The organism is Novosphingobium sp. BL-S-32, from assembly GCF_056857055.1.
In genome coordinates, this window is the sequence record NZ_CM166477.1 from 123,170 (window position 1) to 148,416 (window position 25,247).

A 25,247-nucleotide genomic window follows, 5' to 3' on the forward strand; every position below is an offset into this window, starting at 1 on the left:
CTCGCCGCGAGCCATGACTGTTTGAGGCGAACGGGCCGAGGCTCTTGCCAGCAGGTTCACGCAAGATCGGCGATGGCGCGAATGGGCCGGCTGATGCCGTCCCATTCGAGATGGGCTGCATGCATCCTCTGAAGCGATGCTTCCATGGCTCCCGACAGTTCCATCAATTCGATGAACCCCCCGTTGGCGGCCAGGGTATCGAACAATGCAAAGCGCTCACCCGAAGGCATCGTGCCGCTGAAAGCGATTTCATGACCTTCGGCCGAGAGCCGCTGAACGCCCTCCTCGTAGGGAATCCGCAGCATGACGTGATGGTAGCCCTCTCCGCTGCGATCCAGCATCTCGGTGAAGACGGATGGTCTCTCGTTCGTCTGCTGAAGAAGTTCGATCAGCAGGCCGCCGGAAAATCCGAAGGCGACCTTCAGTGCAACTTGCGTTGGCTCGCCTCGATAGATCTGGCCCGGTAACACCGGCACGTCGAAGACAAAAAAAGGTCCTGCCTTGATGACCCTCGTCCAGTGGTCGAGCGCACGGTCCATGTCGCGTACGACCTGGCATAGTTCGAGAATCGAGCCATTGGGTTGCATCAGCCCTTACTCCACTTCGCTGCGGCGGTCCGCAGCCCGTGACTGCGGGCCCGGTCAACCAATTGCCTGCGCCGCAGCGCGCTATCCGAGGGCGGCAGCCGTCCTTCACCATCCCCAAGCGTCGCAAGATCGACGACGCGCACGTCGCGGATGAATGCCGCAGGATCGCTTCCCTCCGGCACGCCTTGCCAGCGCAGCAATACCCAGCCTTCCCCAAGCCCTGCGGTGTCGATCCAGTTGGCGATACCGGCATCCACGCCGGCGAGGACATAAGTGATCGTGCCGTCGGCGGAGGGCGCAACCTGTGAGCCAGCAAGACTTACCGTGCGCAGCATTGGATCGGGCGATATTGTCCAGGGGTCGGCAACCTGGATACCCGTGTAACGGCTTCCTGCCGGATCAATGGTGATGAGCAGCCCCTCGCCGTCCCGGAGCGCGAAACGACCTCCTGCAAGATAACCCCAGCCACCATCCCGCCCCTGAGGTCCGACTAGCCGATTGGGCTGCGGATACCCGAGAAAGTCGTCCTTGAAGCGCGACCAGAATGTCACCCAGGCTGGCATGTCGGCAATGATGGCGCGGGCGATATCCTCCTCTCTCCGTGGCATCGATGCATGCAATTGGTCGAGACGACTGACCCTGACTTCGGCGGGTACCTGTTCCCAGCGGCATTGGCTGTCGCGCGTGTAGATCTGGATGCGCGCACCACTCTCGGTTTTCAGATGGGCCGGCCCGCCGTCCCCAGGGCCCACCGTGACCGTCACGCGCCGACTTGAATCGCAGAGCGGCAACAGGTCTTGAAGAGTGAGCGCACCGAGATTTCGACCGAGGCCGGCATGGTGTTCGGGCTCGACCTCCGCAACGATGCTGAATTGGGGCGGATCGGCGGAGAAGCGGATTTGAACCGCGTACCCGCCATCGCCGTCGATCGGAATCTCGCGATTGATATTATCCGGATTATCGATCGCGACGGCGGCGCCGGGAAATATGTGACCGAACCAATCCCGAGGCGCATTGCTGATATTCCACACGACCTTGGGATCGGCGGGATCGCCGTTGGCTTCCCGCATAGCAAGGCCGAGGACCCATTGATCCAGCGCACGATCGAGGCCAATTCGTCCATCGAGCGTCTTTGATAGCGGATCGCCAAGCAGAATCTGCCGTGCGCTTTCGCGCGCAGCGCGAACGTCAGGCCGTTCGATGAGGCGCAGAGCCAGCCGCTCGGCTGAAGCCTGATCTTCCGTCCATAGCGGATTGACCGTCATGATATCGTCCCCACCCTGCCGCCTTCAGCGAAGATCGTGCTTCCCGTAGTGTAGCTGGAGGCATCGCTAGCAAGCAGGATGGCCGCCCCGACAGCTTCGTCCGCGGCACCGAAGCGCTTGATGGCGTTCCGCTCTGCCAGCCCCAGACCCTTGTGGATTTCCGCTTCCTGCCCATCGGGGCTCATGGAACCGACGCACAGACAGTTCACGCGCGTGTGCGGGGCCTGCGACTTGGCAAGTTCCCTCACCAGAAAGTGGAGCGCTGCTTTCGATACTCCATAGGCGACAGCCGGCGGGATGGGCGTGAAACCGCCGCAGCTTTGCACCGAGATGATACTGCCCTTCCCATGTGCCTTCATGTCGGCTTCGGTCAGTTCGGCCAGCCACCAGGTCGCCATGACGTTGACGTCGAATGCGGTGCGCCACACTTCGTCGGTGTTCGCCCAAAGACCGCCATCGGCGGCATATACGACCCCGGCTGCAGCATTGTTGAAGATGATGTGGATCGGACCGAAGGCATCGCGTCCGCATGCCACGAGACGCTCAAGATCGCTCCTTTTCCCGGCGTCCGCGACAATGGCGGCGGCGCGGCCGCCGCCGGCCGCATTTATCTCTCCTGCCAGCCGTTCGAGACGATCCCCCGAACGGGCGGAGATCACCACATTCGCCCCCAGTTCGGCGTAAGCCCGTGCAACATGTTCCCCCACTCCCGGACCAACGCCCGTCAGGATTGCAGTGCGCCCGTCAAGGCGGAAACGGTCGAGAATGCCCATGGTCTCGTTCCCCTGGTCAGGCCTATGAATGGTCGAAAAGATGGCCGTAACGCGCGTAGTATCCGGCAAGGCGCGCGTGTACCTCGGCCGGATCAATCCCGAACTGCTCCGGACTGTGCCGATGCCTCCCCAAGCGGTTCGCAGCGGGATTTTCGGCAAGAAAGCGGGCGATGCGATCGCGGTGCCGCACCGAAAATGGCAGATCGAACCGGCTGTAGATGCGTTCGATTGCAGCCATTGGATCGCTGACGACATCGCGGTGAGCAAGGTCAAGGATGCGCCCTTCCAACGCCGGATCGCCCGACCGCGCTTCGGTCGCGCGCGCCATCGCCGCACACCAGGTGTCGACGACCGATCGCCCGATCGCCGCCAGGTCGTTCGCGCCGCCCACAGCAGCAAGGAAACCTGCAATCATGCTCGAGAGCGAGGAGAAGGTGAGAACCGGATCGCGGTGGGTCCAGACCAGCATTGCACCGGGATAGGCCTGCAGCAGGCCAGGCAGGTCCATCAGATGCTGTGGCGACTTCAGCGTCCACCGTCCCTTCGGGCCTTTCCACTGGAATTGCTGCAGCATTCTCCGGTGCGTGCGATATTGTCCCTCGGGCACGGTTTCCTGCAGCCAGCGCGCAAAATCGGGAACACCGAGCTCGGCCGGAAAATTGGTGCTGGCGAAATGCAGCATCATCCCATGATTGCATTCGCCGGGCTGGGTACAATCCATGCGTTGGATGTCGGCTAGCTGCGGGGCATGCTTCAGCCAATTCTCGTAGATCGCCTGGACCTGGCCGATGCGCGGATCACTCTCGAAATTTGCTTCTTCAGGAGCGGGCCAGGGAATATACCATTCCCACTCGCGCGGCGCCCTCGCGGACGGATCGAGACAGAGCAGATCGTAGGTGATCGTTGTCCCTGTGCGCGGCAGACCGCAGACTATGAGAGGGTCGCCGAGATCCTGCTGCGTAATCTCCGGATGGCGTTTCTCATCCTCGATGTAGCGCAGCCGGGTCGCCAGCAGGCCGACAATCTTCTCACTTGCTGTCTGGCGCAGTTGCGGCGGCGGATCCATCGTCTCCACCGCCTCGACCAGACGGTGAAAGCCGGCCATGAACGAAAGGTCGTTTCCGAAATCCGTAAGGCCCGTGAGATCGCGCGCGCGCGCGATCAGGGTTTGCGGTTCCAAAACCGCCGCTTCACAAGAGCCCGCGTTCATGCAGGCCGCTTTTCACGGTGCTGCGCCATTGCCGTACTTCTCCCAGGTGCCGCGATCCGGTATGGAATCCGGTCGCTCAGGCCTTGTCTTCGACCGGTGTCAGGTTCTTCATGAAAGCAACGAAATCCGGACCCAATTCCGGGATTGGCAAACCCAGACGTTCCGCGAGGTAGAGCGTCATGAAGTTGTCGTTCAGCGACTTGTTGGTCTCAGGGATATTGCCGATACCAACCTGGCGGTCGAACGCGCCGATCGCCACCAGCGCCATGCGCAGTGCGACGACGATATCGTAGTATTCAAGGTTTCTCGCCGTCTGCCGGGTGGTCTCCTCCCAGATCGCGATCGTTTCTTGCTTGCTGGGCAGCCCTTCAAGCCGGGTAATGCCGAACCGGCGACCGAACAGGTCGTCGAAGTAAAGCCACCATGCAAGGTCGAGCTCGGCCGGTCCCAACGCCGCCAGTTCCCAGTCGATCAGCGCGTTGACGCGGCCATCGGGCGCGAACATGACGTTGGACGGTGTGGGATCGCCCCACAGTACGTTGACGGCCGCATCTTGCGGCATGTTGGCGCGCACATAAGCCATCGCCGTATCGACAATGGGCATTGCCCGCCCGCGTCCTGCGGCCTTGTGCCACGCTTCCAATGCACCGACGTATTGATCGAGGCCCGGCTCACCGTTTTCGGGTTGTGCGAGGAATTCGAACCCGTCGCGCCAGTCAATACTCGCCAGGCTGGCAAACGCCGATATGGCATTGGTAAAGGCCGCGCGCCGCTGCTCCGGCGCCATGTCGACCAGCCAGCCTTCAAGATTGTAGTTCGGGGTCTGCTTGGCGCATTCACCCGCCACTTTGCCCATCACGAGGAAAGGCAGGCCGAGAATCTCGGGATCGAGGTGCATCCCGATCCATGGCGGAACGGGGAGATCTCCGCGCGCATCGAGCGCGGCCATCATTTTCCCCTGAAGGGCCAGACTGCTGCCGAAGACGACTTCCAGGTCCATCGGCTGGCGGCGCACCACAAGTGTCTGCGCCTGGGGGCCTGCCTCGTCGACATAGTCGACCTCCACGAAGAAGATGTCGGCAGAGAAGCCCGCCCCCAATGTCACGTCGAGGGGGCGAACATGGATCTGGCGCCATTGCGGTTTCTGCCCGGCCAGCCAATCCTGCAACTGGACGGTAATGCGATCGGGGGTCAGCACGTCCATGATCACAGTCCCTTTGCAGCCAATGCGCGCTTCAGTTCGCTCGTGAGAGGACCCATGTCCTTGGGGGAGGAGCCGTGCAGTAGGATTTCGTCGGCGCCTGCATCAAGGAAGGACATCAGCTGATCGGCGCACTGCGCTGCCGTTCCCACTGCAGCCCCCTCGTCCAGCCACTGCTGGGGTATGAGACGGCTTACATCGACGAGTTCCTGACGCGTATAGGCCTGGTCGGCGGGCTTTCCGTTGAGCCCTGCAATCTTGGGGTGGGCACGGATGTCGTCGAGCACCTTCTTGTCCCAGCCGTTGATGTCGACGATCAGGTCGCCAAAACCGGGGAGTTCGAAATAGGTGATCGCGCGCCCGCCGACGACGGCCTCTTCCTCGTCCTTGGGCAGATCGGGAGCGACAATGATATTATGGTAGATGCGCACTGACATCGGGTCGCGCCCTGCCTTTTCCGCGGCCTCACGGACGATTCTGGCGCTGTTCTTCACGCCCTGCGCCGAAACGAAGGGGTGAAGCAGCACGCCGTCGCAGTGCTCGCCTGCAAATTCGAGGCTTTTTGGCCCGATCGCCGTGAAAATGATCGGCGGGGGCGTTCCTCCGTGGCGATCGGTCAGGTTGATGGCCGGAAACTTGCCGAGTATGCCGTCGTAATCGACCTTTTCACCGGCCCAGAGCCGGCGACAGATCGTGATCAGATCGGCAAGCCGCTCCATCGTGATGGGCGGGGATCCGAGCATCTTCATATAGGCCGGTACCGCGCGGGCGAACATGAGGCGGAACCGTTCCCCGCTCATCGCCTGCATCATGTCCGCAACGCTTGCAGTCACCAGCGGATGGCGCATCGTCGCATACATGGTTCCCGTTATGCGGATCTTCGATGTGGCCTCAGCCACAGCGCCCGCGAGCACAGCCGGTTCCTTGAGCGCATAGCGTTCGGAGATCCACACGCACCCCAGGCCGATCCGCTCCGCTTCCCGAGCTTCTTCGATGCCGCGCCGCGGGTCGTTGACACGCCCCGGCAGAATATACGTGCCGAACCTGTCGAAAAGCGCCTGTGCTCCCGGTTCCACCGCCAGCGTCATTGAAATCCTCTCAGTTCGTTATGCGCCGCAGGTTTGCGGCCGCGACTTCGATTGCAACCTGTCAAAAGACAGGCTCGGGATGAACCTCGACATAAAGACGCGTCAGCTTGAGCGAGGCGATCCTCCATGTCCCGGCCTGGCGGACGTAACGCTCCGTGTAATGACCAAATCCGGTGATGGATTGCGCACCGGGTATTGGGCTCTTGCCCGGCGCCCAGATAACGCGGTCCTGCATAGCAGTCACGACGTTCGCCTCATCCCCTTTGAGATCGATCTCCGAGGAATGAACCTGATGGGCCGACCGGGCATCCGCCACTGCAAACCGCACCTGGTCGAGTATCGCCTCATGGCCGGTGACCGGCGCGTGTCCGGTATCCTCCTGTACGTCCAACACCGCGTCGCTGGTGAAAAGGTCGATGAACCCCTCCCAGTCCTTGGTATCGAGCATGCGGCAGTAGCGCGCCTTGACGTTGCGGATCGCCTCGTAATCAAGCAGCATCGAGAGTGCATCGTTCATCGCATCCGTCCTTCACCAGATGATGCGGGTATGCGCTCGCAGCGCCCGCTCGCGGATTGCCTCGGCGCGTTCGTGCGGTGCCACCAAAACGGTGCCTGCCGGCAAATACTGGCGGACCTCGTTCAATTTCACTTTCTTCATGCTGGGGGTTGGACGCTCGTCAGTGTTGAACCACCGTCCCTGCACCGCGCCGCTGGAATAGCCCGAGGTATCGAGCCAGTTGTGCACGCCCGGGTCGCGCGCGGAAATAACAGCCCGAAATACGCCGTCGACGTCGACCACGGCCTGCGCAGCATTGAGGCTGGACTGATTGTGATACCAGTCAGTCGTTTCGTAGAGCTCGTTGGTCAGGATCAAAGACCAGTACCCGACCTCCTTCGGGATCCGCACTTCTGTTATGAGGGCCTCGTCCTCCGCGAGTTCGTAGGCGCCTTCATAGTACGACTGCCGAGCAAGACCCGTCATCTGCGAGAAATCAGCCACTTTCAGAGTGTTGATCAGCCCTTCGTCCCGCAGTTTCTGGACCTTGTCGGGAAATGCCATCGCACATACCGCCGCCGTCATGGGAATCTCCCCGAACCGGTGCGCGAGCTGGGCGAGGCTTGGTCTTCCCTTGGCGGCATGTTCGGCATCCAGGCGGACGATGCCGAAGCGAGGCTCGCGCTCACAACCCCAGTCGCAGGCCACGATCCTCACCATCAACTTTTCCGCCTCGGGCTTGAGCTCCCACCAGTCGCCGTCATAATCGGCGGGACGCCGCGGCGAGAGGATAACGTCGAAACTGCCGTCAGGCGCAATCCGCAGGTCATCGAAATCATTCGCATCCTGGGCGGGATGATGCTTCCCCGTGCGGAGCGTGTCGGGACCGAGCTGGGCCAGGATCATCATTCGCGTGGTGCCGCGATCGCCGCGAATGCGGTAAGTGCCGCCCTTCTCGATCAGCGCCGCCTTGTAAATGGTGTCTGCGTTGGGCTGGAAGATGTTCTGGCAGATATTGAGTTCGGGGACGAAGATCGGATGACTACGATCGTGCATGATCGCATCGTTCGCGGTCCTGAGCACTCCGGAGAGCAAGAGCCGCATCGATTCCTGCATGACATGCGGATCGCTGCGGAGACGCTCGGGAATGCGATCGCGCATCTGCTGACCCAGCGGACGAAGCTGGTCGAGAAGGTCTTCCCATTCGAATACGCCGTTATCGCTCATATCGCTCTCCACCTTTCTGCGACCGATCCATGCTGCACCTTGGGTGCGCTCCGCTTCCCGGCATCGTCGTCAAGGCCGCGATTGTCGTCATGCCCGCACAAACCTTGCGCCTAGTCGGTGACGAGAAGCGTGCGCAGCGCCGCGCGCTGTTCCTCATCGATTCCGGCAGCGGCAAAATAACCGTCGACGCCGCCCCACCGGCTCTCCATCTCGTCAAAGGCGCGCGCGAGGAAGCTGTCCTGAACGCCGATCAGCACTGCGACCATTTCGTCGGGCGGCACGAAGCCGAACGTCTTTTCAAGGTCACGCTTGAGATGATCCGACATGCGCAGATTTTCCCCGAAAACATCGGACTTGCGGTAATCTTCGGCAATCACCGCCCGCGGAACGCCCAGCAGTTCCAGGAGTAGTCCCACGACGACCCCGGTCCGGTCCTTGCCGGCCGTGCAATGAACCAGCATCGGTGTTTCGCGGGAAAGAAGCGCCTCAACCATTGTCGGCAAATGGCGCCGGAAAGCCTGGGGCATCAGGCCATAGTTATGCGCCATGACTTCCGACGCGCGCGAGGCACTCGGCTCCTGCCCGAGCGATGCCCACATATCCTCCCCTTGCGCGCGCAGGTCGGTATTCATGTCGAGATTGAGAAGCCTGCAATCCGGTCCGCACCAATCGTGGGGTGCCGATTGACGTTCAATGTCCGAGCGCAGATCCGCAACGCTGCGAAAACCAAGCCTCACCAGTTCTTCGCGGTGATCTTCCACGAAACTGGCCGGCCCCTCGGACCGAAAAAGAATGCCGTGCCGAACCCTTCGGCCGTCTAAGGTAGGCGTTCCGCCGATATCGCGAAAGTTCAGGCGGGATAGCGCGAGGGTCATCGTCTCAGCCCTCCACCGGGGGGAAGCTCGGGATCAGCGTTCGCATTTGTGCAAGCAATTCTGGAGACATCCAGACATGTTCAACGAAATGCCCGAGCGTTGGGCGCTCGTCGGTATAGACATAGCGCAGCATGTCTCCGACCGCGCCTTCGAACACCACCGGGTGGCGATCCTGATCGATCGAGCCCAGATGCGCTTCCCAATTCGCCATCGGCCCGCCGATCCGGGTCGCGATATGATGGAAGCGGATAGCAAGCTCATCCCCTTGCGGCAGGAAATCCTTGAACAGCGGCGCAGTGTCGCCCACCGGCTCGATCAGTTCGATTTCGACGCCCCCCACGACCGCAATGGCGATCTTGAGCACCGGCTTGCCTGTGGGATCTTCCCCTGGCTGGATGTTGCACATCTCGAAGAAGCCGGGCGTACCGTATTCCTGCTTGAGCCTCGCCATGGCAGCGGGCAGGTCATTGGTGACGTAGGCGACCTGACTGTGCAGGCTGTTTGGCCGGGCGAACATGCAATCCTCCTGATGTTAGGCTCCAGACTGGCGGCGAAATACCCTCTCGCACCTGCCGTCCGGTCAGTTGGCCGACATCTTCCCGCCATCGACGACGAGCGTGTCACCGGTGTGGTATGCTGCCATGTCGCTCGCCAGATAGACCACAGCGCCTTCCAGGTCGGCCGGGGTTCCTGCCCTTCCCAGCGGCGCTTTCGATGCGACGATATCGGCGATCTTTCGGCCGATCTCCGGGTCCGCGAACGTCATTTCCGTCTCGATGAAGCCGGGCGCTATGACATTGCAGCGCACACCGAAGTGGCCGAGCTCCGCTGCCAGCGCCTTGGCAAGCGCATTGAGCGCCCCTTTGGCGATACCGTAATGCGCCATAGTCGGCACACCCTGGAAGATCGAGCCGCTGCCGCAGATGATCAGGGAGCCCCCCGGATCGCCAGCCTCGGCGCGGGCCTTCATGTGGCGTGCACCTTCGCGCAGCGTGAAGACCGCACCGTCGAGATTGACGTCGATCAGCTGGCGATACCGTGTGACGTCCATTTCGGTGAACGGCACCTGGCTTGCGATGCCTGCGTTGGCAACAAGCGTGTCGATCCGTCCCATCGCTTCGAGCGCGCGTGAGAACCCGGCGACGATGGCCGGCTCACTGGCCACATCCACACTGTCAGCAAAGACCCGGACTCCATAGGCGCGCAGGGCCGCAGCCGCCTCCTCGTTCTTCTCCCGCCGGCGTCCCCAGATCACGATGTCGCTGCCTGCACGGGCAAGCCCCCGCGCGAAGCCGAAGCCAAGCCCGGAATTTGCCCCTGTGACCAGTGCCACTTTGCCGCTGAGGTCGAACAGGTTCTCCGGCACGCTCTATCTCCCAGTGACCGCTTTGAAGTCTGGCCCGCTCGGCGAAAGATTGCCCGTTGCGGTCTTCACATCAACAATCGGAACTTTCGCGGCCCTGCCAAAGCCATCGCCAAACGGCCTTAGTGCATCAGGGCATCCCGGAACTGCCGCGGGGTCACTCCGGTCGCCTTGCGAAATGCGGCGGAGAACGCCGCGGGACTATCGAAACCGCATTCCCACGCGATGACCTTGATAGCCATCTCGGTCTGGCTGAGCCTCTCCTTGGCTCTGAAGATTTTGCGCTCGGTGACGTAGCTGGTGAGCGTTTCGCCGGTGGCAGCTCGGAACGATCGGAAGAAATGACGCGTGGAAAGACCGCACTCTTTTGCCATTTCGGCAATTGAGGGCGGCTTTCCAGGCATTTCGATCCGCTCGTTAATTCGCTCCATTTGACGGCGCGAGAGTGCGCTGCGCGCGCTTCGATCCCCCGTATTCAGCCGCAAATACCGCTGCAACTCTATAGCCGCCTCGAGCCACATTGCCTGCACCAGCAATTCGCTGCAAAACCCGGGCTGTGCAATTTCGCCCGCAATACGCCTCAGAGCTGCGCGCACCGCCGCGCTGCGAACGTCGAGCAATGCCAAACCCAAATCGGCGGTTGGACGGCGCGCGTCCGCGAGATCGAAACCGGCTCCGTCAAATCCGCAACAGATGGATTTCTGCTCACCGTCACCCCAGCGCGTATGCAACCTGCTTCCCTCTGGAACGAAGATAATTTCGCCCAGCGCTCCCTCCCCGCCGCTTTCAAAGCCGCCACGCGGACGGCCTGGCCGCGGCGACAAGGCAAGATCCAGAAACCCGCGATGCGAAGTGAAGATGCCTTCCTGCCGCCCGAAAAAACGGTAGCGATGGAGTTCCATCACCACGCCAGGAAGTTCGATGCGCCCTTCGACCCTGCACTCCATCTCCGGAGTGGCTGGCAGGTCGTAGATTTGTGAAACAGTGTCCATCAAACTCTCCCAGGCGCCCTTTCCCGAAATCCGCCGCGCACGGCGACTGGCGTTATGAAGCAGGATTTGGCAGAGCTGCGATGCCCGATCACCTTGCCTAGGACAGGGTCCATCTCCTTAAATGCGGTAAAGGCCAAGGGAGAGTGACATGGTCGATTCCGCTCAGAAGGGGGCAACGCACCCCAACGTTATAGATATCACCGACCTTCATCACCCCGTGCTCGACGAAATCCAGAAGCAGGTGCTCGCCGGCGCCGAAGCTGCCGCTGCGCATATTGTGTTCGAGCCGCAGGTCATTCTGGCAGCCGCCATGGCGCAGACGGGCCTTTCGGATTTCGGCGCCCAGGACTTTCAGGAACGTCTGGCGGTCTGGTGTCAGTCCATCGACGAGGACGAAAACGCCTCTGCCGTGACACGGGCAAATCTGTTCCAGATGATGATCCGCTATGCAGCAACACGTCTGCGCGTCGAGGATATCGTGAAGCGACACCCCGAGATTCTCGAAATACCGATCGAGAGGCCGATCATTGTTGCCGGCCTTCCAAGGTCCGGTACGACGCACTTGCTGGGGCTGCTTGCGGCAGACCGCCGGTTCCGTTCCCTGCCTTGGTGGGAGGCAATCGCGCCGGTAGCAGCGCCCGATGAAACGCCCACACCCCAAGATTCCAACCCGCGCTGGACAAAGGCCGAACAAGGTTGGCGCATAATGGAATCGATACTGCCCTACATGGCGATCATGCACGAATTCTCGCCCGACCACATCAGCGAGGACATCGAGCTGCAGGCAGTCGATTTCTCCTCCTATCTCATAGAATGGCTTGCCCTCGTGCCGCGCTGGCGGGACTATTATCTCAGCCACGATCAGTCCGGAACTTACGCCTATTTGCGCAAATGCATGCAAATCCTGACGTTTCTTAACGGCCCTAATCGGTGGGTCATCAAGTGCCCGCAGCACATGGAACAGCTACCGGCCCTCTACAAGACATTCCCGGATGCGACTTTCGTGCTGACCCATCGCGATCCCGTCGGCTCAATCCGCTCGCAGCTTACGATGTACACTTACGCTGCCCGGATGCTGCGCAAGACCGTCGATATCGCGGAACCGCTCGGCTACTGGCCCGATCGGTATCAGAGGTTGCTGCGTGCCTGCGTCAGGGACCGCGATGTCCTGCCAGCGGACCAGACAATCGATGTCTATTTCGATGAATGGACGCAAGCCCCGGACCGGATACTGAGAGAGATTTATCGCATCGCAGGCGTTGAGCTGACGGACGAAGCGTTGGCTGAACTCCATCGCTATCTCGCCGAGCACGGCGAACAATCGAAAGGAAAGATCGTCTACGACCTGGAACGAGATTTCCTTGTCACAGCGGAAGAGCTGCGCCGGCCGTTCGGGTTCTATTTCGACCGCTTCGATGTCGAGGTTGAAGTGACGTAACTTCCTTCCGCGACCTGTCTTTCGGCAGGTCGTGAGCCGAGGCGCGCTCGCTAACAGCCATGCATCGACCAGACTCCAGCAGAGGAATGCCATGCCTGAATTGAATGTCATTACCCGTGACGGCTCGCAGCAAACGATCGCGGCTTCCGCGAATGCATCGGTAATGGAAGCCATTCGCGATTCCGGCCTCGACGAACTTCTGGCTCTTTGCGGCGGCTGCTGCTCCTGTGCGACATGCCATGTCTACGTCGATCCCTCGTTTGCAACGACGCTGCCTCCGGTGACGGAGGATGAAAGCGACTTGCTGGATGGGTCGCCTCACCGCGGCGACAGGTCACGACTGTCGTGTCAGCTGATGATGACGGATGCGTTGTCCGGTCTTACCGTGACTATCGCGCCCGAGGATTGATAATACCAATAGACTGAACAGAGAAAGAGAGAGAGGACAAACGTGGCCTGGAAAGAATCAATTCGCGAACAACTGGACGTGTCCGCTTCCCCGTTGCTCACCGATGCCCAGAAGAAGATGGTCAAGCACTGGACCGACCTTCAGGAAACCCTGAACGCGGGTGACTTCGATGGCATGGACCGCTTTTTCCATTCCGACTTTCGGTATGGAAACCCCAACCGGCCGGATCTTGGCACTTACGATCAGTGGAAGACCTCGCCGGTTGCGCTGTACAAGACCTTCTTCCCCGCCGCCTACAAGACCATCGACGCGGTAGGCAAGGGCGACGACGAGATCTGGATCTATGCGACCCACTACTGCAAGCACGTAGGCGGCCCGTACATGGGCGTGCAACCGACCGGCAACGAGTTCCAGGTGAACTGGTTCTCGATCGTCAAGTTCAAGGACGAAAAGATCGTCAGCATCTTCAGCATTTCGGACGTTCTCTCGATGCTCAAGGACATCGGTGTGATCGACGTGCCGCAGCCCGTCGACCCCTACAAGTGATTTGCACTTGCTCCCGCCGCGTTGTTCACGCGACAGGCGGGAGCAAGGCCGCCAGCAGAAAAGTGGCCAAATGGGCTGCCTGCTGGTCGGCGTGGTCCGCGTCGACCTCATGCCCGGCGCCCAGTCGTTGCTGCATCGGGACCGCGCAGAAATAGTATCCAACGCCCTGCACAAGCAGGGCCATCAGGGCAGCCGTCGAAAGGCCGTGGACGGGCCGCTGGCGCCTAACCGCATCGAGAAGATCGTCCAGCCTTCGCTGGAATGGCCGCACGAAGTGCTCGACGATGTGATCCAGTCGCCAGGTCGAGCGGCAACCTTCGACGTTGGTAAGCGCGACTATGTCACCGTTTCTCGCCGCCCACAGACAGAACCGCTCCACCAGATGCCGCAGACGCACTTCGGCGTCAGCCTGCTCGTCGAAAGCAATTTCAACGAAGGGAGAGGCCTGGGCCATCCGCCAATCGACCGCACGGACCCACAGATCCTCCTTTCGTCCGAAACGTACATTCAGGAGATTGTGGCTGACGCCCAGCCGCTTCGAGAGGTCGCGCAAGGTCGTGGCCTCGTATCCGCGCTCTGCAAATGTGGCGAACGCAAGGCCCAGAAGCTTGTCCTCATCCAGCGCCAGGTCGGCATTCTGGGCAGGACGGCCGCGGGCGCGCTGAGGTCTATCGAGCATCTGGAAGGGCATATTCAAAAGTCATTGACTTATAAATTGTCACGCGTCAATTTAATCAAAAGGGAGAGTGGATAGACGTTATGAGTCTCGAGAATGATCTCTGGTGGGCGGTAGCCCGTTCCGAGGAAGTGACCTCCCAGAAGCCCCTGTCGGTCGATATTGGCGATCAGCCGCTCGTGCTGTGGCGGGATAACCAGGGCATTGCGCGTGCGCTCGAGGATCGCTGCCCGCACCGCAGGGCTCCTCTCTCGCTCGGCTGCATCCGCGACAATGGCTGGATTCAGTGCGGCTATCACGGATGGAGCTATGACGGCGAGACCGGGCGCCTGAAGGAAATCCCGAACATGAAGGACCAGCAGAAATTTCCGCCGGTCTACAAGGCCAACGCGTTCGGCGTGTTCGAACAAGGCGGCTTTGTACGTGTGTGCCTGGACCCGAAGGCGAAAGTTCCACTAATAGCCGAGGACAAGTATAACTACTGCGGCACTGCAAACGTGAGTTGCAGCCATCAGGAGTATCTCAATGCGCTCTATGACGATCCCAGCCTGATCCTCAAGATCAGGGGAGTCCGCTTCACGCCTTATCTCATGTCTGAACTTCATGAAGAAGATGGCATGCTGGTGATGGAGCGCAATTGTCAATGGAGCACGCCGCACTGGCCATCGCACTTTGTGTCGGACTTTCCGCTGACGTTGCTGACACGAACGCACCCGCAGACCGGTCAAACCACGCTCATCCTGCGGGACGATCAATTCAACGAGCTAATGCGAGCGATGCTGTGTCCCGTTCCCTCGGCGCGGGGCGTCACGGCTGTGCGTTGGAGATCTGCACTGGGTGTGCGCCAACCCGGCCTGCACGGCGCAATTCTGCGGGGAATCAATCCGCTTTCGGTACTGTCATCGGTAGACGGATCCAGGCTGCGTGCCACGAAACCCACCGTCTCACTGCACGGCGAGGACCTGCGCAGCGCAATGCTCGAACAGACACCGCTCGTGCGCGACAAGACCGAAGCGGCCTGAAGGAGAAACTAGAGATGCTTGAAGTCGCTGATCGTTCCGCCGAACACGACGGAAGTCCCCCTTCCGGCACCGGCACCGGCACCGGCCAGATTGCGCTGAATGCCATCAATCGCTGGGTGCCGCACAATATCGTCATGCGCGATACGTGGTTTCCAGTCGCGCACAATTATTCCGTGACGGCCAAGCCCGTCCGACGTGCGGTCTATTCCCATCCGGTGTTTCTCTGGCGCGAGAATGGCACCGTGATCGCCAGTGAATTCCATCCGAACGAGCGGATAGCGCGCGACAAGAGCGAATATACCGACGCCCGCGGGTGCTATCCGGTGATGGAGCACTACGGCGTCGTGTGGGTCTGGTTCGGCAATCCGCTCGCAGCAGATCCGGTACACCTTCCGAGCCTGCCGTTCCTGCCGCCGGACGGCGGACTTCCGCGGCACATGACCGCGACGGTACGCTTTGAGAGCGCTGCACCGATCAGCCTCGAAAACCTAATCGACCTTACGCACGCCGATTTCCTTCATGCCGATGTCGTGGGGGATGAGCGATCGGACAGCGAGACGGTGGAAACTTTCTACGACAGCGAAACGGTCACCATGGTTCGCACCTGCGTGAACAAGTCGGTCGCGCCGGTGATGAAGTTTTTCAGCGGCATCAGGCAGCCCACGCAAAACGTGCGCCAGGTCATTCGCATCTACCTCCGCTCGCACTGCGCGATCGCCTATGGCCGGTTCAGCCCAGGCGACGACGTCCCTCTTTTCCATCCGTGTACACCCGAAACGCGGGATCGCACGCGCATGGAAATGGTGATGAACACGACCAATGCCGGGCTCATGTTCCGTCATGTCATGCCTAAAGCTGGCTACAAGGTTTCGCGCCAGGACAGCTACATGACCTCCCCGCAGAGCCCGCGCTACATGCGTCATACTGACCGCAAGGACCTCCACAGCAAGTTCGACCAGGCCGGTCAGCGTTACCGCATGGCGATGATGGAGTTGGCCGATCGGCAAGCCAACGGCGATTTCGCCTATCGCGACAACGTCAGCGCAGATTGCAGCGAGATCATCGGACTTCGCAAGGAACTCTTCCGGTTCTGACCTGACCTCTCCCCTTGGGCGGACATTAATGTCCGCCCTTTTTTTATCTTCGGAGTACTCATGCCCGAGCTTGTCAATGCCGTCGGCGCGGAGCGCCGCTGGTGGGGCGTCATGCCCACTCTTTCCGCCCCGATCATGGCCGGCATTGGCCAGCAAATGGAGCAGGTCGGATTCGAAGGCTGCTTCTCTCTGCAGATTTACGGCCCTCCGTTCATTCCGATGACGGCGACTGCCGCACTGACCCGTAGCCTCAAGGTCGGCACTGGCGTGGCTATCGTCGGCACGCGCAGTCCTCTCGAAACGGCCTATGCGGCGATAGAAGTTGACCGAATCTCCGAAGGGCGCTTCGTGCTGGGCCTTGGCTCCAGCATCAAGAGCTGCGTGACCGGCATGTACGGAGAGCCGGAACGCAAGCTGTTGACGCACCTGCGGGAGAGCGTCGGCGTCATCCGTTACGTGATCGCCAATGCGCACAAGGGCCTCGATCCGATCAAGGGCGAATACTTCACCGCCGATTTCGAGGAAATGATGCTGACCCCGCCGCCGGTTCGCGAGCGCATTCCGATCTGGATTGCGGCGCTCCAGGACAAGATGACCGCGCTGGCGCTCGAAATCGGCGACGGGCTCATGGTGCACGCCCTTTGGTCTGCGGCCTACACCAGGAGCAAATTGCCCTTCATAAATGAGACACTGGCAAAGCACGGCCGCAGCCGTCAGGATATCGAGATTAATGCGTGGCCCTGGATTGCGGTCAACGACGACAAACAGCAGGCGATCAACGACAGCCGTGCTACGGTTGCCGCCTATTCCGGCTACAAGGAATATGAGCCATTCTTCGAGGCGATCGGCTTTGGAGATCAGGCACGGGCCTGCCAACTGAGCCTCGGCGAACATGGAGACATTGCAAAAGTGATCGGCAATGTCTCCGACGAGATGGTGGAGGCCTTCGTCACCTGCGGACCCGTCGATGAGGTACTTGAGAAGATCGAACCCTTCTGGGAGGTGGTCGATTCGCTTTGCCCGATGACGCCTTACCGCGATCTAACGCTGGAACAGTTGACCCAGTACAATTCAGGCCTCTTCCAATTGGTCGCTGCCGCTAAGACACGAGCAGGCACGGCAATTCCGGCGCCGGCCTGATCAGCGTAGCCTATTGCACCATTTGCCGAGAAAGAATGCCACGGGCCGGCGTCGGGGATTAAGATTGCCCCCGCGCATGCCCGTGCAGGCGAAACGCGAAATTGGTGCCCCCGGGCCATGGTACGCAGCGGATTTGTGCGCTGCCCACCTTGTCATCGCTGCCTGCTGCGGAATCCGGACCATCAGATTGGCCGCTTTGGTGCGATGAAGCCTCGATTGCGGTTTGCTGGCGGCGACGGAGCGACCGGATTTTGGCGACGCAAAGCGTACTCTCAACGCGAAAATACTGAATGGATGTGCGGCTCGCCAACGCCTCGTTCAACAACGGCCGACGGCGATCGAATAAGGCAGATCACCCATGTGCGATCGAACTTGACCACCAGTCCAACTCGGTTGCCTCCTGGGAGATGCGAAACCGTACTTGCTCGCATGCGAGAGCCACTACGTCGCGGGCTGCCGCCAGCCCGCAGAATGTGCATCGGATCATCTCGTCCATATAGTCATGCGGATCGCTTATTCCGCGAACGAGGCGCCGCCGAGCTTCGACAGTCATTCCCACGATGAGGTCTACGGCGGCGTCCGCCGATGTGAACATTATCTGACCACCATCCCTAGCACCCTCCAGAGCATCGCGAACCATGAGGTCAAACGCTCGCTCGCGCGCAAAATAATCCACAAAGTCGATGCGGCAGGTAAAGCCTCCCCACCGCGGATCGTGTAGCGCGCGCAGCATCACCATCATCGCACCGCCCACGGCCCGCACCAGTGGATCAGAAATATCCTCGAACAAGCGGCGATAATCGGCGATCATGCCCACCGTCATCGCCTCTGCCAACTCCTCGACTACCGCATCGATGGAATCGAAATACTTGTAGAAACTCCCACGCGAGACCTCCGCCAGCTTGATCACGTCGTCGATGAGGACATGCTGCGCGGCCTGGCCTGGCTGGTAGAGTTCAAGTACCGCCTCAATCAGCCTCTGCCGCATCCGCTCGCGCCGCAGCGCTGCTGCCTTGCTGCGCGGATCCGGCTCTTGAAGGTGGGAGGCAACCGAGGACATGCTGTCCTATTGCATGGGATGGAAATAGCGCGCAAGCAGGCTGCCATCATCGCTGAACACATACTGTTCGATGCTATATGCAGTGATGGCTTGCCCCTGATATTCCCCTTCGTTGCGGACGTAGATTACGGCTTCGTTGCCGCTGACTTTCACATCTTCCACGAAAAGCTTCCAGCCCGCATATTCACGGCATAGCGCCTCCAGCTTGTCCCACCCTTCCTGGATCGGACCTGTTGCTGGATCCTGCACCCTGAACCCTCCAGGCGCGATAGCCCTGAACGCCGCCAAAAAATCGTCGAGCCGCCCGGCGGTGAACATCTCGGCTTGCTCTTTGAGGAAGGTCGCGATTGCCTGAGGTGTTGGAATGGGCATCGTTTTCTCTCCTGTGGTGAAAGGGTTATCGGTCGTTTGAAAGGACAGGCACCGGCCCGATGTCGGGAATGAGGCGGATGTTCGATGCACGGCCCGTGATTGCCCGCCCGTAAAGCTCGAGGGACAAATGGCTATTGAGCGCGTTGTGGCGCGTGCCCACGCTGAGGTCGCGCCAGAAGCGCTGCAAGGGATTGGACAACGCGAAGGCACCAGGTCCGGCCACGTCCATCAGCCGCTCGCCTGCCCCACGCAGTAGTTCCATGGCATAACCACAGTCCGCCTGGATCCGCGCCTTGTCGTATCCAGTCAAGACCCGTTGCTGTGCCGCCTCGTCCAGCATCGCGGCAGCTTGACGGACGTGCAGCCAGGCCGAGTCGATTTCCATTGCCGCGCGTCCTGTCATTCCGATCAGGGCTTCGGAGGCAGTCTGAGTGGTAAAAGTCCAGCCGACGACCGGCCGCCGGTCCATCACGTCTACTACGTGCTCCAGCATCGCCATTGCTGCGCCGAGCATCGGCGCCAACACGCCCAGCGGGAACAACGGCTCCATCGGCCAGCGGTCCCGCGCCTCAAGACCTTCCATCTCGAGGAGCACTTCTGGTGGAGGTGTATCACTGGGTTTCAGGATCAACTCTTCCGGCACGAACAGGTTTTCGGCAACGATCATGTTGCTCCCCGAGCCGGCCATACCTGCAACATGCCAGTTGTCCTCGATGGAACATGCCGGATCATGAAGGTCCAAGAATGCCATGGCTGGCTGCGCGCCAACCCCTGTATCAAGCATGATGCCGTTCAGTGCCCAATCGGCATGAAGGCATCCGGAACCATATCCCCACCGTCCCGAGACGAGGTAACCGCCGGGTACTCCCGTCGCGTTGCCGCTGGGCGCCGATGCGCTGCAGAACAGTTCACCCCCATGACGAAAAAGCAGCTCTGTCATCGACGGCCCTAATCCAAGAGCAGTACCGGTTATTCCGCTCAGCAAACCGTAGGCCCAGCCGGTGCCCGGGCAGGCACGAGCGAGTTCCGCCACCGTTTCAATATGGGTGATCAGTTTATGCCCCGGCCCTCCAGCGCGTCGGGGTGCAGTAATGTGAAACAAGCCGGAGTTGCGCAAAGCCTCCATCACCGGCGCGACGATGCGGCGTTCCTTTTCGCATCTGTCGGCATTTGCCGCGAGCAAAGGGCGTAATGCGCGAGCGGCGTTTACAGGATTCTCGACGCAGGCGACAGTCAATTTGCCAGTGTGAAACGTGCCGATTTGCATCCCTAACTCCTATAATGACAATTTCGTCATTATTCGATTTCAGGGGATTTGCAAACTGCGTTGTCAAAGAAAGGGCTAAGAATTCTCGCCGCGCATGACCTCGAGGTGGGATAATGCCGATATTCCGTGAAGCGCGAAGTGCCGAGACTGATCGAAAGCCAGCAAAGCGACGTTCTGCTCAATGTTCGTCACCGACCAGAATCTGCTTGTTTCGAAGGCAGATCCTTGCGCCAGAAAAACCGAAACCAATTTGGGCCTCGCCCCCTCCGAAGATAGGAATCGAAACGAGATAGATCTCTATAGCTCCCGCCGTCTGCCCGTTCTTTAGCAGCGGGGAATATCACGCGCGGCGCAAGAAGCCGGACGCAAGTGGGAGGCGATACATGAAAACTAAATTCGTCCGCATCGTAGCGGGGACAGGGCTCTGTGCAATGAGCGTGCTTCCTGTTCAGGCATGGGCCGCCGATGGCCCGCCCACGCCCGACCAGACCGCTGAAGCGCAGTCCTCCGCCGCCCCGTCCCTGACCGGCGAGATCGTCGTCACGGCGCGGCGGCGTGAGGAGCGGCTTCAGGACGTGCCTGTATCGGTCGTAGCATTCTCCGATACCGCCCTTGAGCGTAGCAGCGTCCAGACGATTGCCGATATTCGGACTATCTCGCCCGGTCTCACATTCAGTTCGGAAGGCGGCAAGGACAACACCTCGGTTTCACTTCGCGGGATCGGGCAGATACCGACTGGCGAAGTCACGCCCGGTGTAGTTACCTATTTCGCGAACGTGCCCCTTGCCTCGCTCGGCTCGAACGTGCCGACGTTCGATATCGGCAACATCCAGGTCCTCAAGGGCCCGCAGGGCACTTTGTTCGGCCGCAACACCCTTGGCGGTGCAGTTCTGATATCCCCGCAATCACCTGGCCAGGACTTTGGCGGTTACCTGCAGGGGACGTACGGCAATTACGACTATCGCGAAGTTCAAGGCGCCCTCAATGTCCCGGTCATCGCGGACGTTCTGGCCATCCGCGTTGCAGGACAGATCAGACGGCGCGATCCGATGACATATTCGATCAACGGCGGCGATGGGTTCAATGACGTCCATCAGGACAGCGCACGAGCCTCGTTACTCTTCACGCCCGCCGATTGGCTGAAGAGCACGACCATTTTCGACTACTTCAAAGCCAGAGAATCTGCCTCAGGGTATTATCTGCTTCGCCAGAACTTCAGCTTTACGGACCTGTTCGCCCCATCCGTCGGCGCGGCTGCAGGTGCACTGATCGGCGGTTCCCTTGATGCTCAGACGGCGCAGTATCTCGCGTTGCAGAAGCAGAATTTCTACGGTGCTTTCACGGACGATTCGGGATCCGGCCGTGCCAATCGTCGCAACTGGGGCATTTCGAACGACACATCCGCAAGTTTCGGCCAATTCACGCTGCGAAACATTTTCGGTTATCGCAAGAATCGCAGCGACCAATTGATCAACACTTCTGCTCTCGGCCCAATGTACCTGCCGGGCGCCGCACTGGGCAGTCCGGTGGATGTTCCCTTCACGGTATTCCATGCGGCTGCGCTGATTCAGCGCCAGTATCTGACCGACGAAGTGCAGTTCCTTGGCAGCTTCGATCGATTCAATTTCATTGTCGGCGGCTTCTATAGCCATGACACACCCGATGGTCCCTCCGGTTCGACATTCTCCGCATTCACCACGCCCGGAACACCTGCCGCAGTCGTCACCGCCAATGTCAGGAACACCAACTACGCTGCGTTCGGACAGATCTCCTACAAGGTGACGGACGCCGTCACGCTCAACGCCGGCCTGCGCTACAGCTGGGACCGTGTGTCGGCTTGCGGCGGTGCCATCGGAACTTCCTATGCCGAGGATTCGACCTGCCGGTCGCTTGCAGAGCTCGATCTTCCCGACGGCATCGGCGTGGTATCCAATCGCGGCTCCGCGCCCAGTTGGACGATTGGTGCGGATTGGAAGGCCGCGCCTGACCTCCTGCTCTATGTGGTAAGCCGTCGCGGCTACCGCGGTGTCAATGTAAACACGCCGCTGTTCGAAACGCGCTTTACGACCGGGGGAACCGACCCCGCCTGCGGATCCGGCTCCGGTCAATGCGTTGATTTGCGGCCATTCCAGAAAACCGGGAAAGAGACGCTTACCGATATCGAGATCGGCGAGAAATGGACGTTCAACATCGCCGGTGCCCACGGTCACATCAACACAGCAGCCTATTACAGCAAGTATAAAAACGCGTTGCAATTTCTGAACGCGCAAACATTGATTCCCGCTTCCGCCCCGGACAGTCCCACCAACGGTTCGTTCGGCGTGAACGCCGCAGACCTGTCGATCTATGGCGTGGAACTGGATGCCGCCGTCAGCCCCAGCAGAAACCTGACGGTCTCCTTCAACGGCGCTTATACGCACATGAGGGTAGACAAGCTCACGCTGCCCGACGTGGAAGGAATTTCCTTCACCTCTTCCGACGTAAACAAATACGCGCCGACCTTTTCCGGCACTTTCAGCGCGAACTGGACTTTACCTGTCCGTCCGGCGGACGGTGATCTGGTGCTGAGCGGTGACCTGTTCATGACTGCGGACTTCGGTGGTCAATATGGTGAAAAGCTGCCAGGCTACAATCTCGTCAACATGCGCCTGGACTGGGAGAACATCGCTCATACTGGCGTCGATCTCAGCTTCTTCGTCCGCAATCTGACCAAGGAGCGATATTTCGCGGCTGCGGATGTCCTGCTCAAGAGCTTCCCGGTCAATTCGGTAGCTGTAGGCGATCCGCGCACTTACGGGGTCGTTGCCAAGGTCCAATTCTGAAATCAATTCGGCTCCGCGTTATCCGCGGAGCCGATCAGGTAATCTTGTGCGGAGCGTTCAGTCTGCGACTGACCGCTCCGTTTTCATTAGTGTGCGGCCGCTTGCATATCCATGACATCGCCGAAATATGGAGTGTGGTGGCAAATACCGCCATCGACCGAGAAGACTTGGCCCGTGACGAATGCCGAAAGATCCGAGGCAAGGAACAGCACGGCCCCGGCGATATCGTCAGGCACGCTTTCTCGTGGCAACAGGACATGCCGCTGTATCATGCGCAGTTGTTCCGCAGGCATCATCTCGCGCGCCTGCGGTGTAAGAACCAAACCGGGCATCACTGCGTTGCAGCGGATGTTCTGGCGGCCCAACTGGGCGGCAGTGTTGCGCGTAAGACTGTTCACCGCTCCTTTCGAGGAAGAATAGGCCGGGTTGAAGACATCCCCGAGGATCGAAACGCCCGTGCTTGTATTGATGATCGACCCACCGCCCGCGGCGATCATGTGGGGAGCGACGTGTTTGATCATCAGCATCGTGCCGCGCGTGTTGATACGAAACGCTGCATCCCAAACCGCTGCGTCCATATCGACCAGAGCACCGTCAGCGGCCATTTGGTTGACGGCGGTGTTGGCGGCATTGTTGTGCAGGACATCAATCCGGCCATGAGCCGTGATCACTGCGTAGACCAATGCAGCGATACTCGCCTCTTCTGCAAGATCGAGCGGACATGCCATCGCCTCCCCACCGGCGGCGCGGATGCTCTTCGCCACGCGCTCTGCTCCCGCCAGATTAATGTCTGCCAGAACCACTTTAGCGCCCTCGCAGGCGAGCTTGCGAGCGCATGCTTCCCCGATGTTGGATCCCGATCCCGTGACGACGGCGATTTTTCCCTGAACCAGTCCCATCCTCACTCTCCCAGCAGTATCTTCCAGGTCCCCAGTTCCTCGCCCGCGACGAAGAACCGCTCGTTCATAGGCAACCCGTTCTGCCCCCAGGAGTCGTGGTTGGCGACCCACGCCTGAATTCCGTACATCACCCACAAGCGCGTCTGCTCCCAGACCTCCTCGAAACTGGGAATTCCGGGAACGCCCGTCGCGGTCAGGTAAGACAGATACTGCTCGAGCAGATCCTTGTGATGGGCGCGCCGCTCTTCGATGGTCAGCGATCCGACTAGGAAATAAGTAAGATCACGCCACGGACGTCCACGTCGCACCAGTTGCCAATCCAACCAAAGCCTTTCCCCGCCAGGCAGGATATAGGTGTTCCCCTGGTGGCAATCACCCAGTGCGATGCAATAGGGCGCGTCATAGGCACGCTCAAGTTCGCCCAGCCGGTCGAATGCGCGCTCGACGCGGCGCGGATCGTCAAGATAGTGCTTTGGCGCGATCGCGCGGAAATTCGGATCCTTCAGATTGTCGTCGATCCACTGCCACATGATGCGGACCTGGTCGCTGTCGACCGGAGTATCCATCTGCGTCTGCAGCCACGGGGCATTGGCCTTGGAGATTTTTTCGCTTCCCCAGAGACTGGCGTGAAGACCAGCCAGTCCCTCGAGGTTGGAGGCGATCATGTCGATGCCGGAGTGCTGCGTACTGTGACCAAAGTGTCCACCGCGATCATTGAGGTCTTCCAGCACGAGCAGGCCGTGAGCGCTGCCATCGTCGTCCCAGTCGGCGTAATAGCACTGCGCGGTGGGAACCTTCATTTCCTTGGCGAGGAAATGATAGAACCGGGCCTCGACGGCATGGATATCGACATTGTCGAAGCTGCCCGACCAGTTGGCCTTCAGGCACAGGTTCGCGGGGAGCCCGGCGGCAAGCCCCGCTTCGTTCCAATCCACTTTGACGCGCCACTTGGTCGTGTGGCTGTTCAGCAGCTGGACCGTTTCCATGCTGCGTGCCGCGACGCCGGGATACTTGTGGGCCATAATCGATCCCAACCACGCGGCATCGATCCCCTCCATCGAGGTCGGCAGATGACCAGTTCGGGTGGGATAAGGACGAGGCACACAATCAGGATCGACCGTCGCATTGCGGTATTGCGGTTGGGCTTGTGGGTCCATCGAACTCTCCTGATGTGTTCTTGTGTTACAGCGTCGTCCGTCCCGGCGAAGGCCCTCGAACCTGGGCCGAGGGAGCTTGCCGGCTTTGCGGACCGATTTTACGCTGCATCCGGGATACCGAGCATCGCAGGCGCAACCGAAGCGCAACCTGCCCGAAGAGAGGGACCACCCCGACCTTCGACGGAGACCTGGGATACGGCTTTTTGCAGGTTTTGGCGCTCATCCATGGTTCCCATCTCGACCTAAGCCAATTGCGCGTGGCGCTTGC

The 25,247-nt window shown here is 60.3% G+C and carries 25 protein-coding genes; 7 read left to right on the forward strand and 18 right to left on the reverse strand.

All coding sequences use genetic code 11. The annotated features are described in order from the left end of the window. Positions 1-56 precede the first annotated feature (56 nt). From AC1VVK_RS17455 to AC1VVK_RS17510, 12 genes are all read right to left on the reverse strand, one after another. On the reverse strand, positions 57-587 hold the full coding sequence (locus AC1VVK_RS17455; RefSeq protein ID WP_255490519.1) for a VOC family protein: 531 nt from the start codon (positions 585-587) through the stop codon (positions 57-59). Then, complete coding sequence (locus AC1VVK_RS17460) at positions 587-1,852, reverse strand: hypothetical protein (protein ID WP_482906088.1); 1,266 nt, start codon at positions 1,850-1,852, stop codon at positions 587-589. The genes AC1VVK_RS17455 and AC1VVK_RS17460 overlap by 1 nt, the downstream gene beginning before the upstream one ends. Beyond that, positions 1,849-2,625 (reverse strand): SDR family NAD(P)-dependent oxidoreductase, encoded by a 777-nt coding sequence (locus AC1VVK_RS17465; RefSeq protein ID WP_482906089.1) that lies wholly within the window; start codon positions 2,623-2,625, stop codon positions 1,849-1,851. The genes AC1VVK_RS17460 and AC1VVK_RS17465 overlap by 4 nt, the downstream gene beginning before the upstream one ends. Positions 2,626-2,647: 22 nt before the next feature. Continuing rightward, positions 2,648-3,835 (reverse strand): sulfotransferase family protein, encoded by a 1,188-nt coding sequence (locus tag AC1VVK_RS17470; RefSeq protein WP_482906090.1) that lies wholly within the window; start codon positions 3,833-3,835, stop codon positions 2,648-2,650. Positions 3,836-3,911: 76 nt separating this feature from the next. Next, positions 3,912-5,039, reverse strand: a complete 1,128-nt coding sequence (locus tag AC1VVK_RS17475; RefSeq protein ID WP_133085080.1) for a phosphotransferase family protein — start codon at positions 5,037-5,039, stop codon at positions 3,912-3,914. A 2-nt stretch (positions 5,040-5,041) separates the two neighbouring features. Continuing rightward, positions 5,042-6,124, reverse strand: a complete 1,083-nt coding sequence (locus tag AC1VVK_RS17480; RefSeq protein ID WP_443478727.1) for a TIGR03857 family LLM class F420-dependent oxidoreductase — start codon at positions 6,122-6,124, stop codon at positions 5,042-5,044. 61 nt (positions 6,125-6,185) lie between these two features. Beyond that, positions 6,186-6,641 (reverse strand): nuclear transport factor 2 family protein, encoded by a 456-nt coding sequence (locus AC1VVK_RS17485; RefSeq protein WP_482906091.1) that lies wholly within the window; start codon positions 6,639-6,641, stop codon positions 6,186-6,188. A 12-nt stretch (positions 6,642-6,653) separates the two neighbouring features. Continuing rightward, positions 6,654-7,847: a DUF1214 domain-containing protein gene (locus tag AC1VVK_RS17490; RefSeq protein ID WP_482906092.1), complete on the reverse strand. Its 1,194-nt coding sequence runs from the start codon at positions 7,845-7,847 to the stop codon at positions 6,654-6,656. A 110-nt stretch (positions 7,848-7,957) separates the two neighbouring features. Continuing rightward, complete coding sequence (locus AC1VVK_RS17495) at positions 7,958-8,722, reverse strand: tyrosine-protein phosphatase (RefSeq protein ID WP_482906093.1); 765 nt, start codon at positions 8,720-8,722, stop codon at positions 7,958-7,960. 4 nt (positions 8,723-8,726) lie between these two features. Continuing rightward, positions 8,727-9,239 (reverse strand): VOC family protein, encoded by a 513-nt coding sequence (locus AC1VVK_RS17500; protein WP_482906094.1) that lies wholly within the window; start codon positions 9,237-9,239, stop codon positions 8,727-8,729. 63 nt (positions 9,240-9,302) lie between these two features. Further along, the gene (locus AC1VVK_RS17505; protein ID WP_133085074.1) at positions 9,303-10,088 is read right to left on the reverse strand and encodes an SDR family NAD(P)-dependent oxidoreductase; all 786 of its coding nucleotides are present in this window, start codon (positions 10,086-10,088) and stop codon (positions 9,303-9,305) included. A 119-nt stretch (positions 10,089-10,207) separates the two neighbouring features. Continuing rightward, positions 10,208-11,077, reverse strand: coding sequence for a helix-turn-helix transcriptional regulator (locus AC1VVK_RS17510; protein ID WP_482906095.1), 870 nt, complete (start codon positions 11,075-11,077; stop codon positions 10,208-10,210). Positions 11,078-11,225: 148 nt separating this feature from the next. Between AC1VVK_RS17510 and AC1VVK_RS17515 the strand changes: the two genes are divergently transcribed. The 3 genes from AC1VVK_RS17515 to AC1VVK_RS17525 all read left to right on the forward strand — a co-directional run bounded on the left by AC1VVK_RS17515 (position 11,226) and on the right by AC1VVK_RS17525 (position 13,470). Next, entirely contained in the window at positions 11,226-12,515 is a 1,290-nt protein-coding gene (locus tag AC1VVK_RS17515; RefSeq protein WP_482906096.1) for a sulfotransferase family protein, read from the forward strand. Between the two features lie 91 nt (positions 12,516-12,606). Further along, positions 12,607-12,924 (forward strand): 2Fe-2S iron-sulfur cluster-binding protein, encoded by a 318-nt coding sequence (locus AC1VVK_RS17520; RefSeq protein WP_482906097.1) that lies wholly within the window; start codon positions 12,607-12,609, stop codon positions 12,922-12,924. Positions 12,925-12,966: 42 nt separating this feature from the next. Then, entirely contained in the window at positions 12,967-13,470 is a 504-nt protein-coding gene (locus tag AC1VVK_RS17525) for an ester cyclase (protein WP_133085070.1), read from the forward strand. 25 nt (positions 13,471-13,495) lie between these two features. Here the strand turns inward: AC1VVK_RS17525 and AC1VVK_RS17530 are convergent, their stop codons facing one another. Further along, the gene (locus tag AC1VVK_RS17530) at positions 13,496-14,161 is read right to left on the reverse strand and encodes a TetR/AcrR family transcriptional regulator (RefSeq protein WP_482906098.1); all 666 of its coding nucleotides are present in this window, start codon (positions 14,159-14,161) and stop codon (positions 13,496-13,498) included. A gap of 68 nt (positions 14,162-14,229) precedes the next feature. Between AC1VVK_RS17530 and AC1VVK_RS17535 the strand changes: the two genes are divergently transcribed. Genes AC1VVK_RS17535 through AC1VVK_RS17545 form a run of 3 tightly spaced genes read left to right on the forward strand, consistent with a single transcriptional unit; the run spans position 14,230 to position 17,402 of the window. Next, positions 14,230-15,168, forward strand: coding sequence for a Rieske 2Fe-2S domain-containing protein (locus AC1VVK_RS17535; protein WP_482906099.1), 939 nt, complete (start codon positions 14,230-14,232; stop codon positions 15,166-15,168). 14 nt (positions 15,169-15,182) lie between these two features. Further along, positions 15,183-16,262 carry an aromatic ring-hydroxylating oxygenase subunit alpha gene (locus AC1VVK_RS17540; protein WP_482906100.1) on the forward strand — a complete coding sequence of 360 codons (1,080 nt, stop codon included), beginning with the start codon at positions 15,183-15,185 and terminating at the stop codon, positions 16,260-16,262. Between the two features lie 60 nt (positions 16,263-16,322). After that, entirely contained in the window at positions 16,323-17,402 is a 1,080-nt protein-coding gene (locus AC1VVK_RS17545) for an LLM class flavin-dependent oxidoreductase (RefSeq protein WP_482906101.1), read from the forward strand. Positions 17,403-17,754: 352 nt separating this feature from the next. Here AC1VVK_RS17545 and AC1VVK_RS17550 read toward each other — a convergent pair whose 3' ends face one another. Genes AC1VVK_RS17550 through AC1VVK_RS17560 form a run of 3 tightly spaced genes read right to left on the reverse strand, consistent with a single transcriptional unit; the run spans position 17,755 to position 20,101 of the window. Beyond that, the gene (locus AC1VVK_RS17550) at positions 17,755-18,462 is read right to left on the reverse strand and encodes a TetR/AcrR family transcriptional regulator (protein WP_482906102.1); all 708 of its coding nucleotides are present in this window, start codon (positions 18,460-18,462) and stop codon (positions 17,755-17,757) included. Between the two features lie 6 nt (positions 18,463-18,468). Next, on the reverse strand, positions 18,469-18,834 hold the full coding sequence (locus AC1VVK_RS17555; RefSeq protein ID WP_482906103.1) for a hypothetical protein: 366 nt from the start codon (positions 18,832-18,834) through the stop codon (positions 18,469-18,471). Positions 18,835-18,859: 25 nt separating this feature from the next. Then, on the reverse strand, positions 18,860-20,101 hold the full coding sequence (locus tag AC1VVK_RS17560; RefSeq protein ID WP_482906104.1) for an acyl-CoA dehydrogenase family protein: 1,242 nt from the start codon (positions 20,099-20,101) through the stop codon (positions 18,860-18,862). Positions 20,102-20,676: 575 nt separating this feature from the next. On the opposite strand from AC1VVK_RS17560, the gene AC1VVK_RS17565 reads away from it, so the two are divergent. Next, entirely contained in the window at positions 20,677-22,923 is a 2,247-nt protein-coding gene (locus AC1VVK_RS17565; protein WP_482906105.1) for a TonB-dependent receptor, read from the forward strand. Positions 22,924-23,009: 86 nt separating this feature from the next. Here AC1VVK_RS17565 and AC1VVK_RS17570 read toward each other — a convergent pair whose 3' ends face one another. Beyond that, a complete protein-coding gene (locus tag AC1VVK_RS17570) occupies positions 23,010-23,822 on the reverse strand; it encodes an SDR family NAD(P)-dependent oxidoreductase (protein ID WP_236549397.1) in 813 nt (270 codons plus the stop codon). 2 nt (positions 23,823-23,824) lie between these two features. Next, entirely contained in the window at positions 23,825-24,979 is a 1,155-nt protein-coding gene (locus AC1VVK_RS17575; RefSeq protein ID WP_482906106.1) for an oxidoreductase family protein, read from the reverse strand. Between the last annotated feature and the right edge of the window lie 268 nt (positions 24,980-25,247).